At 64.4% G+C, this 12804-nt stretch carries 12 protein-coding genes; 9 read left to right on the plus strand and 3 right to left on the minus strand.

Annotated elements, in window-relative coordinates; genetic code table 11:
- Window positions 1–6: 6 nt before the first annotated feature.
- The 5 genes from rplT (at window position 7) to IPJ87_06590 (ending at window position 4535) form a co-directional block, all read left to right on the plus strand.
- A complete protein-coding gene (gene rplT / locus IPJ87_06570) occupies window positions 7–351 on the plus strand; it encodes a 50S ribosomal protein L20 (protein ID MBK7941524.1) in 345 nt (114 codons plus the stop codon).
- A 119-nt stretch (window positions 352–470) separates the two neighbouring features.
- Window positions 471–2015, plus strand: a complete 1545-nt coding sequence (locus IPJ87_06575) for a S8 family serine peptidase (protein ID MBK7941525.1) — start codon at window positions 471–473, stop codon at window positions 2013–2015.
- Window positions 2016–2089: 74 nt separating this feature from the next.
- Window positions 2090–2824, plus strand: a complete 735-nt coding sequence (locus IPJ87_06580; protein MBK7941526.1) for a class I SAM-dependent methyltransferase — start codon at window positions 2090–2092, stop codon at window positions 2822–2824.
- 36 nt (window positions 2825–2860) lie between these two features.
- On the plus strand, window positions 2861–3640 hold the full coding sequence (locus tag IPJ87_06585; GenBank protein ID MBK7941527.1) for a 2OG-Fe(II) oxygenase: 780 nt from the start codon (window positions 2861–2863) through the stop codon (window positions 3638–3640).
- Window positions 3641–3680: 40 nt separating this feature from the next.
- A complete protein-coding gene (locus tag IPJ87_06590) occupies window positions 3681–4535 on the plus strand; it encodes a class I SAM-dependent methyltransferase (protein MBK7941528.1) in 855 nt (284 codons plus the stop codon).
- A 39-nt stretch (window positions 4536–4574) separates the two neighbouring features.
- On the opposite strand, the gene metG is transcribed toward IPJ87_06590, so the two are convergent.
- Complete coding sequence (gene metG / locus IPJ87_06595) at window positions 4575–6677, minus strand: methionine--tRNA ligase (protein MBK7941529.1); 2103 nt, start codon at window positions 6675–6677, stop codon at window positions 4575–4577.
- 219 nt (window positions 6678–6896) lie between these two features.
- Here metG and IPJ87_06600 point away from each other — a divergent pair, with 219 nt between their 5' ends.
- On the plus strand, window positions 6897–7802 hold the full coding sequence (locus tag IPJ87_06600) for an HNH endonuclease (protein MBK7941530.1): 906 nt from the start codon (window positions 6897–6899) through the stop codon (window positions 7800–7802).
- Between the two features lie 209 nt (window positions 7803–8011).
- Window positions 8012–8992, plus strand: a complete 981-nt coding sequence (locus IPJ87_06605) for an LD-carboxypeptidase (protein MBK7941531.1) — start codon at window positions 8012–8014, stop codon at window positions 8990–8992.
- An 86-nt stretch (window positions 8993–9078) separates the two neighbouring features.
- On the opposite strand, the gene IPJ87_06610 is transcribed toward IPJ87_06605, so the two are convergent.
- Window positions 9079–9717 carry a DUF4412 domain-containing protein gene (locus IPJ87_06610; protein MBK7941532.1) on the minus strand — a complete coding sequence of 213 codons (639 nt, stop codon included), beginning with the start codon at window positions 9715–9717 and terminating at the stop codon, window positions 9079–9081.
- A gap of 106 nt (window positions 9718–9823) precedes the next feature.
- Between IPJ87_06610 and IPJ87_06615 the strand changes: the two genes are divergently transcribed.
- The gene (locus IPJ87_06615; GenBank protein ID MBK7941533.1) at window positions 9824–10228 is read left to right on the plus strand and encodes a YraN family protein; all 405 of its coding nucleotides are present in this window, start codon (window positions 9824–9826) and stop codon (window positions 10226–10228) included.
- The gene (locus IPJ87_06620; protein ID MBK7941534.1) at window positions 10185–11753 is read left to right on the plus strand and encodes an RNA-binding S4 domain-containing protein; all 1569 of its coding nucleotides are present in this window, start codon (window positions 10185–10187) and stop codon (window positions 11751–11753) included. Before IPJ87_06615 ends, IPJ87_06620 begins: the two co-directional genes overlap by 44 nt.
- Before the next feature lie 7 nt (window positions 11754–11760).
- Here the strand turns inward: IPJ87_06620 and IPJ87_06625 are convergent, their stop codons facing one another.
- Complete coding sequence (locus IPJ87_06625) at window positions 11761–12792, minus strand: endonuclease (GenBank protein MBK7941535.1); 1032 nt, start codon at window positions 12790–12792, stop codon at window positions 11761–11763.
- Between the last annotated feature and the right edge of the window lie 12 nt (window positions 12793–12804).

Here is a 12804-nt window from a genome sequence, read left to right on the forward strand (position 1 = left end):
GGCAACATGCCCCGCAGTAAGAACAAGGTCGCCAGCCGCGCCAAGCGCAAGAAGATCCTCAAGCTGGCCAAAGGCAGCTTCGGCCGCCGCAAGAACGTCTATACCGTCGCCAAGAACAGCGTGGAGAAGGGCCTCACCCACGCCTACTCCGGCCGACGCATCAAGAAGCGCGACTTCCGCGCCCTCTGGATCCAACGCATCAACGCGGCGTGCCGCCTCAACGGCACCAGCTACAGTGTCTTCATGGCCGGTCTGAAGAAGGCCAACATCGACCTGGACCGCAAGGCCCTGGCCGAGATCGCCTACAGCGACGCCGACGCCTTCAAGGCCATCGTGCAGAAGGTGAAGTGATCCGACGGCCGCCCACAAAGGGCACCGCAGGCAAGGGGGACCTCGGTCCCCCTTCGTCGTTGGGGGGTGGCTTGCAGGTCCGGCGGAAGCGTGTAGCTTTTCGCCAGCAACACTCCACCATGCGCATCCACCCACACCTCCTGATCCTCGCTGGCGCCCTGCTGCTCACCGCGTGCCGCCGCGAACCAGGCACCACCCCTGACGACCTGCAGCAAGACCTCGTTCTTGTCGAACGCGCGCAGCCGCTGCCTGTTCCGCAAGGCCCCCCGCTCGACCAGGAGGCCTTGGACCGGGCCGTCATCGGCATCCTGGAAGCGCGCAACGACTTCCGGTGGGACATGGTGGACCTGCACACGTTGTGGAGCGCCACTCAGTACAACGACCACAGCGTGAGCATCGGCTACCAGCCGGCGAACGCCACAGGCGTGGATGAGCAGCTCCACCGCATCGACATCGGCTCGGCCGAATGGCGCGCCGTGCACGATGCCTTGCTGGAACGGATCCTGGGCCTGTTGAACGAAGGCCGCCGCGACCCGCTCGACCTGCGCGACATCCTGGTGGAGGATGATCCCGTGCTTCCCATCCTCACCCTGCGGCTCACCGACGCCCGCGTGCTGACCATGCTGGCCAACCTGCGCAACGTGCGCTATGTGGAGCCGTTGGACTACTGGCCTGCGGTGGCCGACCGGAGCACCAGCGGCTGCAGCCCCAGCACCGCCGCGCTCAATGCCGCCGACGTCAGCACCATCAGCCCCAACGCTCGGTTGCCGTGGAACTTCAACAACCACGGCATCCCCACCGCGTGGAACGCCGCACAGGGCCTGGGCATCACTGTGGGTGTGATCGACGCCGGTCTCAGCTCGGCACAGGGATACGTCGGCGCCGCCTTCAACGATGGCGAGAGCAACGTGGGCCGCACGTTCACCGCATCGGCCACCCTGGGCACCACGGCCTACACCAGCTGCTCCCACGGCACGGCCATGGCCGGGCAGGCGGTGGGCCCGCGCAACAGCGGCGGAGCGACCACCGGCGTGGCCTACAAGAGCAACCTGCGCTTCGTGCGCGCCAGTGAGGACGTGGTGCTGGACAAGAGCAGCGAGCGCACGGCGGTGAAGAACGCCCTGCTGGCCCTGGGCGCCGACCCGGCCGTACGGGTGATCAGCATGAGCATCGGCACGCCGTTCAGCTACAGCGTGCTGAGCGATGGGGTCAACTATGCGCACGGCCAGGGCAAGCTCGTGTTCGCCGCAGGCGGCACGAGTTTCAGCTGGACCAGCTGGTGGGGCGTGATCTACCCGGCGGCCTACAGCAACTGCGTGGCGGTGACCGGGGTGAAGGAGAACGGAAGCAAATGCGGCAGCTGCCACGACGGATCGCAGATCGACCTCACCATCTGCATGGAGCGCAGCAGCAACAGCAGCCGCAACTCGCTCTCGCTGGCGCCCAACGGCGCCACCCCCACCTACATCGGTGGCAGCAGCAGCGCCGCGGCCACGGCCGCCGGCATCGCGGCGTTGGTGTGGAGCGCCAGGCCCACGGCCACGCGCGACCAGGTGCTCACCTGCCTGAAGAGCACGGCCCAGTTCGCCACCGGGCCCAGCAGCAGCAAGGGCTATGGCAACATCAACGCCGCTGCCGCAGTGAACTGCGCGCTGGCGCTCTGAGGAGCACGAGGCGCAACGGCCCCGCCCCGGACCGGGAGGCGGGGCCGTTGCGTATCCTTGCCGGCCCACGCCCCATGCGCAACGCCCTCATCCGGCTCCACATCCACGCCAAGGGGCTTCTGCTGCTCCTGCGGCCGCACGTGTGGTTGGGCTGGTCCACGCATCCCTTCCGGTTCGCGGCCAATACCCTGGCGCTCTCGGCCTGGATCGCTCGACAGCGCAAGGCCCCCGACGTGCTCAATGACTTCCACACCTTCAAGCGGGTGCATGCGAAGCGGGAACAGCTCCACGAGCATGTCATCCGGCGGTCCGGGCTGCAGGACGGGGCCATCGACTACCTGGAGTTCGGCGTGTTCGACGGGCGTTCGTTCCTCTGGTGGCTCGGCCAAGCCCGGCATGCCGACAGCCGCTTCCACGGCTTCGACACCTTCGAGGGCCTGCCCGAGCAGTGGGGTGCGTTCGCCAAGGGCGACATGGCCGCCGGCGTGCCCCAGCTCGTCGACCCGCGGGGGCGTTTCCACAAGGGCCTTTTTCAGGACACCCTGCTGCCCTTCCTGCGCACGGCCCCGTTCACCGAAGGCCGCCGCAAGGTCATCCACCTGGATGCCGACCTCTACTCCTCCACCCTCTTCGTGCTCACCGCGCTGGGTCCGCATCTGCGCGCCGGCGACGTGCTGCTGTTCGATGAGTTCAACGTGCCGAACCACGAGTTCGCCGCGCTGCAGGCGTTCCAGGCCTCGTGGTACGTCCGCACGGAATTGCTGGGCGCGGTGAACAACTACTATCAGGTGGCCCTGCTCGTGGTGTGAACGGCGGCCGCTATCTTCGACCGACAAGCATCCACCATGGAATTCATCGACATGGACCGGCTGCGGGCCCGCACCGACGAGATCCGCACCGCGTTCCGCTCGCAACGTCCCTACCACTGGACCATGTTCGAGGGCTTCTTCAAGCCCGACAAGGCCGAGGAGGTGTACAACAGCTACCCTGCCATCGGCGAGGGCACCTGGGACGGCACCACGTACATCGACCAGAAGAACAAGTTCAGCAAGACGGTGTTCGAGCCGGGCAGTGTGATGGACCGGGCCTTCAAGGAGCTCAACAGCCCGGAACTGCTGGCCTGGTTGGAGGAGATCAGTGGCATTGAAGGGCTGGAAGGCGACGACAAGCTCTTCGGAGGCGGTCTGCACCAGAGCATCACCGGCGCCTTCCTCAACGTGCATGTGGACTACAACTTCCATCCGGACACCAAGCACCACCGGCGGCTGAACGTGCTGGTGTACATGAACAAGGACTGGAAGGACGAGTACGAGGGGCATCTGGAACTGTGGGACCTCACCGGCAGCGACAAGCGGTTGCTTGGCAAGGTGGCGCCGCTGTTCAACCGGTGCGCCATGTTCGAGACCAACGAGATCAGCTTCCACGGGCATCCCCGTCCACTGCGGACCCCGCCCGGCGTGAACCGCAAAAGCCTCGCCACCTACTATTACACGGCCACCCGGCCCGAAGGTGAGATCGCCGAAGAGCACAACACGGTGTATGTGAACACCGAAGGCGTGGGCGGGCAGGTGAAGCGCTTCAGCAGTGGGATCAAAGCCTTCCTGGAACGGATCAACAAGGCGTGAGGCTGCCCGGACCGCCTTTGTCAACACCGTCCTTACGCGCATGAGCCTCAAGCTGAAGGCCGACTACTGGCTTCGTTCCGCCCTGAACGTGCGCCAGGAGCGGCGCTGCCCCTGTTGCGGTGGCACCGACCTGCGGGTGGTGGACCACAAGTACATCGTCACCTGGCTGCTGGAGTGCCGGCAATGCCACCTGCGGCACCGCCACCCCAAGGACGATCCGGCCTGGCTGGAGCGCTTCTACCAGAAGGAGTACACGGTGGACACCCACATGATCACCAAGCTGCCCGATGCGGCGGCCATGGAAAAGCTGAAGGCGGAAGGCTTCCCGGAGCTGCGCGACATCTCCCCGTACATCAAGGCGCTTCGCCCGCAGGCCGGGCGCGTGCTGGACTACGGCTGTAGCTGGGGCTATCACGTGTTCAAGATGCACCGGGCCGGGCTGGATGCCGAGGGCTTCGAACTGAGCCGGCCACGTGCCGCCTTCGGGCAGCGTACCCTGGGCGTTACCATCCACAGCGACCCCGCCGCGGTGCAGGGCCGCTACGACGTCATCAGCAGTTCGCATGTGATCGAGCACCTGGCCTCTATCCCCGACCTGGTGACCTTCAGCCGGGCGCACCTTGTGCCGGGGGGGCTGTTCATGGCCTTCTGCCCCAACGGCAGCGACGCCTACCGACGCCGTGAGCCGGGCCTGTTCCACGTCAACTGGGGATCGCTGCACCCCAACTACCTCGACATCCCTTTTGCGCGCCACCTGTTCCGCGAGGTGCCCCACCTGATCCTCACCGGCGACTGGACCTACGATACGGCGGAACTGGCGGCGTGGGACCAACGCTCACAACGCGTCGGGGGCCGCGAGGACGGCAAGGAGCTGCTGATCATCGCGGTGTTGTGAAACGGGACGCGCACGCCCCCTGCATCCTTCGGGAAGCGTTCACCGCACCTCCGCCCCCGGCCCGATCGCGTCCTTCGGCTGCACGAACACCAGCTTGCCGGCGGCGTCCTCGGCCATCAGCACCATGCCCTGGCTCTCCACCCCGCGCATCTTGCGCGGCTCCAGGTTGGCCACCAGCACCACCTGCTGACCGGGCAGCTGCTCCGGCGCATAGTGCATGGCGATGCCACTGACCACGGTGCGCGGCTGCGCCTCCCCGATGTCGATGGCCAGCTTCAGCAGCTTGTCGGCCTTCGGCACGCGCTCCGCCGCCACGATGGTGCCCACGCGCAGGTCGAGCTTGGCGAAGTCGTCGAAGGTGATGTTCGGCTTCGCATCTGCAACAGGCGTCCCGCCTGTTGCAGATGCTTTCACAACAGGAGGGACGCCTGTTGCACGCTCAGTTGCGTGGAGCCGCTCGATCTCCGGCTGGATCTCCGTGTCGGTGATCGGCTTGAAGAGGTGCTCCGGCTTGCCCAGCTCCTGGCCGGCACCGATCAGGTCACTGCGGAAGGCCTCGCTCCACGGCAGCGCAGCGATGCCGAGCATGCGGCGCAGCTTCGCGGCGGTGTGCGGCAGGAAGGGCTCCAGCACGATGCTGAGCACCGCGGCCACGTTGAGGCTGTTGGCCAGGATGGTGCGCGTGCGCTCCGGATCGGTCCTCTCCAGCTTCCACGGCTCGTTGTCGCTGAGGTACTTGTTGCCCGCGCGGGCCACGTTCATGGCGCTGCCCAGCGCATCGCGCAGGCGGAAGTGGTCGATGTGCTTCGCCACCTCCTCTGCACTGCCGTGCACCGCGCTCCAGAGCGCCACATCCATGTCGAGCTTCTCCCCGGCCGCGGGCGCCTGGCCGTCGTAGTACTTGTGGCACAGTACGAACACGCGCTGCACGAAGTTGCCGATGATGGCCACGAGCTCGTTGTTGTTCTTGTCCTGGAAATCCTTCCACGTGAACTCGCTGTCCTTCTGTTCGGGGATGATGGTGGCCAGGCAATAGCGCAGCTCGTCCTGCCGTCCCGGCCAGCGCTCCAGGTACTCGTGCAGCCACACCGCCCAGTTTCGGCTGGTGCTGATCTTCCTTCCCTCGAGGTTGAGGAACTCATTGGCCGGCACGTTCTGCGGAAGCACATAGCCGCCGTGGAGCTTCAGCAGGATCGGGAAGATGATGGCGTGGAAGACGATGTTGTCCTTGCCGATGAAGTGGATGAGGCGGGTATCGTCCGCTTTCCACCACTTCTCCCAATCGATATTGTGTTCCCTGGCCCAGCGCTTGGTGGCGCTGATGTAGCCGATGGGCGCGTCGAGCCACACGTAGAGCACCTTGCCTTCGGCGCCGGGCAGCGGCACGGGCACGCCCCAGTCCAGGTCGCGCGTCATGGCGCGGGGACGCAGGCCATCCTTCAGCCAACTGTTGCACTGGCCCAGCACGCTGGCCTTCCACTCCCTGGGGTCGTGGTGGGGCGAGCCATCCAGCACGCCCGTGTTGATCCAAGTGTCGACCCATTGCTGGGCCTCGTCCATCTTCAGGTACCAGTGCTGCGTGGGCTTCAGCACGGGCTTGGCGCCGCTGAGGGTGCTGCGCGGGTCGATCAGGTCCCTGGGGCTGAGCGCGCTGCCGCACTTCTCGCACTGGTCGCCGTAGGCATCGGGGTTTCCGCAGGTGGGGCACGTGCCCATGATGTAGCGGTCGGCCAGGAACTGCTTCGCCTCCTCGTCAAAGTACTGCTGCTCCTCCTGCACACTGAAGGCGCCATTCTCCAGCAGCTTCAGGAAGAAACCCTGCGAGGTCTCGCGGTGCAGCTCGCTGCTGGTGCGGTCGTAGATGTCGAAGTGGATGCCGAAGTCCTGGAAGGCCTGGCCCATCAGCGCGTGGTAGGTGTCCACGATGGCGCGCGGCGTGGTGCCCTCCTTCATCGCACGGATGGTGATGGCCGCGCCGTGCTCGTCGCTGCCGCAGATGAAGAGCACTTCCTTGCCGCGCTGGCGCAGGCTGCGTACGAAGATGTCGGCGGGCAGGTAGGCCCCGGCGATGTGGCCGATGTGCAGCGGCCCGTTGGCGTAGGGCAGGGCGGCGGTGATGGTGTGGCGTTGGATCTCCTTCACGGTCCAGGACTTGGCCCGCGAAGGTACCGAAGGGCGGCGGGAGGGACAGGGAACGCACAAGGCCCGAGCTTGCTCCTATCTTCGACACAGAAGCGCGACCATGGCCCAGCCTCCGACCCATGTGCAGAGGTGCGTATATCCAGCCCGCAGCGGGGGGATATGCGAAACAGGTTCGTATATCCACAGTTATCGGTTATTCAATACAACAATGAACGATAGATGAAGTTTGAACTCAAACGCTTGCAAAGAGGGTCATCGGAACAAGAGATAATCGATGAAATTATTCGCGTATCGGGACTGATACAGGACCCTTACATTACAGGGAAGAAGTTTGATGAGTTCTCGAAAATTTCAGCAAGCCACTTAAAAAAACGATTCGGTGGGTGGGAAGCTGTCTTAACCAAATGTGGTTTAGGCCATAGATATTCAGGCAAGACTGTATCTGATAAGATGACAAGGCAGATTGCCAAAAATCTTTCAAATGAAGAACTGATTCAAGAGTTGCGAAGAGTAGCAGAAGTATTGGAGAAGAGTGAGTTATCCCAAACTGATTTTAATAGTAACTCAGCTTTCAGTTCTTCGGCCATTACCAGACGATTTGGTAGTTGGTCTCTTGGACTTGCCGCCGCTGGATTGAATACAGTGAAGATGGCGAAGAGATACTCGGAAATAGAGTATTATGAGAACTTATTAGAAGTGTGGACTCATTATGGCAGACAACCGAAATATGATGAAATGGATTCCCCGCCTTCTCGAATCTCATCTGGAGCATACGAGCGGAAATGGGGTAAATGGTCGAATGCACTCTTATCATTCATCGCTTATGCAAATGGTGATGTGGTCATAAGTGAGGAGCCGATTGAGCCAAAAATAATAATACGAGATATCAGTGTTAATAAGAAAAAGGATACAAGGGGTATTAGCTTGGGTATGCGGTATGCTGTTCTATCTAGAGATCGGTTTAGATGTATAAAGTGCGGTTTGAGCCCAGCAACGAGTTTGGATTGCAAGCTGCATGTGGATCATATTACTCCTTTCTCGAAAGAAGGTAAAACTACAATTGAAAACTTGCAAACGACTTGCGAGTCTTGCAATTTAGGTAAAGGGAATAGGTATAACGAGTAACTGAACAAACGATAACAGCACCTAAACGCCAGCAGGCACTCAGCGCTCCGATCGAATGGGAATCGTTAAACTTGAAGGTCGCTGTATCGAAGGCAGGTCCCGGATAACCTGCCGGCGTTTAGCTGCGGCCCGTTAGCTGCCCGACCCATCCACGCACGCCCGTGATCCTTGGGCACCTGCGCGTTCCTGCTGACCTTCGCGCCATGCCCCTGCTCCTCCCGCCGGCCCTGCGCCCCGGCGACACCATCGCCATCGTGCCCACGGCCCGCGCCATCACGGTAGAAGAGCTGCGCGATGGCATCGCGCTGGCCGAAAGCTGGGGTCTGAAGGTGAAGCTGGGCGCGGGCATCGGCCGCAAGCACTTCCAGCAGGCGGGCACCGCCGAGGAACGCGCCGCTGACCTGCAGGCCGCGCTCGATGACCCAACAGTCCGCGCCATCTGGTGCGCCCGCGGCGGCTACGGCACCGTACATCTGCTCGACCACCTGGACCTTTCCAAGCTCCGCCGCGACCCCAAGTGGATCGTGGGCTTCAGCGACATCACCGTGCTGCACAACGCCCTGCACAACATCGGCATCGCCAGCCTCCACGCGCAGATGCCCTTCCACATCGGGGCGAAGACGGAGGCCACGCGGGATACGCTGCGGGCCGCGCTGTTCGGGGAGGAGTGGCGAGTAACGAGCAGCGAGTGGCGAGTAACGAGTAGCGAGTGGCGAGTAGGCTCGACAACACTCGCTACTCGCCACTCGCCACTCGCCACTCCACGAATTGGACAATGTGAAGGGGTATTGATCGGCGGCAACCTCTCCATGCTCTACGCCCTGCGCGGCACGCCCTACGACATCGACCCGCGCGGCAAGATCCTGTTCATGGAGGACCTCGACGAGCTGCTCTACCACGTGGACCGCATGGTGCAGAACCTGCGGCTGGCGGGCTGGTTCAAGGAACTGGCCGGGCTCATCGTGGGTGGCATGAGCGACATGCGCGACAAGAACCCGGAGGACCCGTTCGGCAAGACCGCCGAGCGGATCATCGCCGATGCGCTGGGGGATGCGGACTTCCCCGTTTGCTACGGCTTCCCTGCCGGCCACATCGATGACAACCGGGCGCTAGTACTGAGCGCTACGGTGAAGCTCAGCGTTACTGCAGACGGTGCGTCGATCTCTTACGTCGACCGAGGAACCGCTTGATCAGGATCGGGCCGCCCACAAACAAGTAGGTCGACCCGGTGGGTCGACGCTACATGTTCGGGTCCACGATGTGGGAGCGTTGCCCACTAATTCCGCTCGAACTTGTTGAAGCCCGGCGGGATCTCGAACAGACCGGGCTTCTGCACGCCCTTGGTCACCTTGGTCACCTCCAGGCGGCTCACCTCCGCGCCGTCCATCTTGTTCTCCACGGCCATCATGGGGAAGAGCCCTTTGTTGCCCGGCACGTCCAGGAAGAAGAGCGCCGACTCCTCCTTGCGGTTCAGGGTCTCCAACATCGATACGAAGAAGTTGAACTCGTCGGCGGCCACCCAGTAGGTGATCACCCGGTCCTCCTTGGGGCCTTTCACCACCCACTTCTCGCACTTGTAGCCGGCCAGGTCCTTCAGCTCACCGGACTTCTCCACGCTGGTCTCCACATCCTTGGGCAACCGCATGTTCGGCACGTCCATGTACAGTTTGCGGTCCAGGCTGAGGGCCACCACGGTCTTATCGCGGTTGTCCACCAGCATGATGCCCTGCACCTCACCGCGGGCGTTGATCTCCTCGATGCGGACGTGATCGCCCTTGACGAAGTACTTGTAGGAGGTGACCACGGGTCCTGTGGTCTTGGTGAACTCGACCACCCCTTCAAAGGCCTGGGCCGCAGCGAAGAGCGGAGCGGCGGCCAGGGCCATGAGGGCAAGGGGACGTACGTAGGTTTTCATGGGGATCGGTTGTCCAAGTGAGGCTCCAAGTGGAGCGAAGATCTCCGAATTTCAACCCCTTCAACGAGCGGGGTCGGGGTAGGTTACGCACAGCGGACGGTTACTGATGGCGATGCATCTGCGCACCGGGGCCGAGGGGGAGCAAGCCGCGTGCCATTGGCTTGAGCAGCGGGGCTATCGCATCGAGGCGCGCAACTGGAGGCATGGCCGGCTAGAGGTCGACATCGTAGCACGCCACGGCCGGACCCTGGTGATCGTGGAGGTGAAGACACGCCGCAGCGACCGGTACGACGGACCGGCCGATGCGGTAGGGCCGGCGAAGCAACGCAACCTGTACCGTGCGGCGGAAGCCTATCTTGACGCCCTCGGCGAGGACATCGCGGTGCGCTTCGACATCATCACGGTGTGGATGGATGGCGCCGCCCCCCGCATCGAACACCTGGAGGACGCCTTCTACCCCACCCCCGATGAAGAGACCGACGAAGGGCCCGCGCCGTGGCCGACCCGATGATGCGCGCCCCGGGCGCCGCGACGATCGCAGCGACAAGGGGTCCGGACCGCGCCGAAGCGCCCGTTCCGACGAGCGCCCCCCCCGCAGCGGCACAGGGCGTGGCGCCTCCGCGGACCGCCGGGGTGGAAGCGATCGCCCCCGCGGGGATCGTGAGGACCGGGAACAGCGGCCGGGGCGCAGGGACGAACGCTCAGCAGGCCCCCGGCGGGGCCCGGTTTCCGACCGTGGAGGGCGTGACCAACGCACGGAACGACCCACCAGAGGGACTTCCCGACCGCGCTCCGGGGGCGATCGGCCCGCTTGGCGCGAGGACGACCGGGGTCCGCGGCGCAGCGACGACGGTGAACGGCCGCAGGGCGACCGTTCGGATCGCCGTTCCCCGCGCTCCGGCGGTCCACGTCCGCAACGCACCTCGGGTGCAGGCCGCAGCTATCGGGGCGGCGAAGGCCGAGGTGAACGACCTGGCCGCTATGACCGTGAGGACCGCACATCACGCCCGTCACGGGAGGCAGCGCCGCGCAGCGATCGGGACCGCGACGACCGCCGTTCCGCGCCGCGTGGGGAAAGGTCCCCCGCCAGTCGTGGCCGGGGTCGGGGCTGGAGCGACCGCCCGGTGGACCGCCGTCCGCCGGTGAGCCGTGTATCCGCGAACGACCCTGAAGCCCGCAAGCCGTTCCGCAAGGGCGAACGCAGCAACCGCTTCGCCCTGCCCAACCCGGCCAACGAGGGTCTGGTGCGGCTGAACCGCTACCTGGCGCAGGCCGGGGTCGGCAGCCGCCGCGAAGCGGATGATCTCATCGCCTCCGGCGCCGTCACCGTGAACGGGAAGGTGGTGACCGAGCTGGGCACCAAGGTGCGCCCCGAGGACAAGGTTCACTTCGGGGGGCAGCGGCTCAGCATGGAGCAGAAGCGCTACGTGCTGCTGAACAAGCCGAAGGACTTCATCACCACCACGGACGACCCGCAGGAACGGCGCACGGTGATGAACCTGGTGGCCTCGGCCTGTTCCGAGCGCCTGTACCCTGTGGGACGGCTGGACCGCAACACCACGGGGGTGCTGCTGCTCACCAACGACGGCGACCTGGCCAAGCGGTTGACGCACCCCAGCCACGGGGCGGAGAAGATCTATCACGCCACCCTGGACAAGGCGATGACCAAGGCGGACCTGGAGCAGCTAGTGAAGGGCGTGCATCTGGACGATGGTCCGGCGCACGCTGTGGAGGCCAGTTTCGTGGAGGACAGCGGCAAGCGCGAGGTCGGCCTCAAGCTGCACATGGGCCGCAACCGGGTGGTGCGCCGCATGTTCGAGGCGCTCGGCTACGAGGTGGTGAAGCTGGACCGCGTGATGTTCGCCGGCCTCACCAAGAAGGAACTGTCCCGAGGACACTGGCGCCACCTTTCCGAAAAGGAGGTGACCCTGCTGGCCCGCCAGCACGCCACGGTGAAGCCACGCCCCGGCGGGCAGGGGCCGCGCGCGCCACGGACCACGAGCGCTCCGCGCCCCCGACGTCCCCGGAAGGTGTGAACCTGGCCTACGGCATCAGCCGCCAGACCCTTCGCCCGCGCGGCGAACGCACTTCGAGCAACAGCGGTCCACCGCCGGGAAGGGGCAGGTGCACTTCGCTCGTGGACCATGCCTGGTCGACCACCGTCCGACCTGCCGCATCCAGCAGCCGCACCTGCGACACCTCGGCTCCCGATCGCTTCAAATGAAGCGATTCAATCCTTTGAATTACAGTAACATAAAACTCATCAAGCTCAGGCTCAATAGACGCGACAGGCCCCCACAGGCTGGAGACCCAGGCCGGGTTGTCGATGAACGGGTTGCGGTTGCCCTGTAGGGCGTAGATCGCATTGTTCCGGTCCACCTCCTTGGTGCTCACGGGATCGGCGGAATGCCAGGCGAGCAGCAGGCTTTCGGACCACGAGCTGAGGTCGCCGCCCTGGATCATCGGTGAGCTCCATCCGCCCACTTGGCCCACATAGCGCGTCATCATGTAGAAGTACATGCGGGCCACATCGCCCTTGAAGGCATCGATGGGCTCGCAGACCGTGCCGCTGTAGCCCGGCCAGTTGCTCTCGCCCACCCGGGTGCCGTTCTGGCCCGTCCAATCGGTCGCGCCCACTTCCCCGTACGGCAGGTTGCCCCGTTGCTGGTTCACCCAGCCGTCCGTGGGCATGATGTGGTGAAGGTCGGTGTCCATGGGCGCGCTGCCGCCGAACCAGCTCTGCGGCATGGTGTGCTCGCGGTTGTAGCAATCACCCTCGCTGTTGTACGTGCCGCACTGGTCGGTGCCGAAGGTGTACAGATAGGGCGGAGTGCCGCCCGGGACATCGCTGTAGATGTCCCACACGAAGCCGTCCGGGCGGTCGTCCGTGGTCTCGAACGCGCTCCAGAGGTCGGCGTTGGACAGCACGGTGTGCCCATCGATGATGCCGGCCAGGGCGCTGCGGAGCGCGGGTCCTGAAAGGCCCTGGGCGGGGTCGTAGTAGCCGGGAGGAGGCTGGGCGATGGCGAGGGCGCAGGGCCCCACCAGGGTAAGAAGGGCGGCGGCGCGGCTCATGCGGCAAAGGTA

Source organism: Flavobacteriales bacterium, from assembly GCA_016713875.1.
Lineage (GTDB): Bacteria > Bacteroidota > Bacteroidia > Flavobacteriales_F > PHOS-HE28 > PHOS-HE28.

Bases quoted from the DNA above. Each gene is read 5' to 3' on its own strand.
- rplT (MBK7941524.1), top strand. From the start codon at position 7: ATGCCCCGCAGTAAGAACAAGGTCGCCAGCCGCGCCAAGCGCAAGAAG.
- IPJ87_06575 (MBK7941525.1), top strand. From the start codon at position 471: ATGCGCATCCACCCACACCTCCTGATCCTCGCTGGCGCCCTGCTGCTC.
- IPJ87_06580 (MBK7941526.1), top strand. From the start codon at position 2,090: ATGCGCAACGCCCTCATCCGGCTCCACATCCACGCCAAGGGGCTTCTG.
- IPJ87_06585 (MBK7941527.1), top strand. From the start codon at position 2,861: ATGGAATTCATCGACATGGACCGGCTGCGGGCCCGCACCGACGAGATC.
- IPJ87_06590 (MBK7941528.1), top strand. From the start codon at position 3,681: ATGAGCCTCAAGCTGAAGGCCGACTACTGGCTTCGTTCCGCCCTGAAC.
- IPJ87_06600 (MBK7941530.1), top strand. From the start codon at position 6,897: ATGAAGTTTGAACTCAAACGCTTGCAAAGAGGGTCATCGGAACAAGAG.
- IPJ87_06610 (MBK7941532.1), bottom strand. From the start codon at position 9,717: ATGAAAACCTACGTACGTCCCCTTGCCCTCATGGCCCTGGCCGCCGCT.
- IPJ87_06615 (MBK7941533.1), top strand. From the start codon at position 9,824: ATGGCGATGCATCTGCGCACCGGGGCCGAGGGGGAGCAAGCCGCGTGC.
- IPJ87_06620 (MBK7941534.1), top strand. From the start codon at position 10,185: ATGAAGAGACCGACGAAGGGCCCGCGCCGTGGCCGACCCGATGATGCG.
- IPJ87_06625 (MBK7941535.1), bottom strand. From the start codon at position 12,792: ATGAGCCGCGCCGCCGCCCTTCTTACCCTGGTGGGGCCCTGCGCCCTC.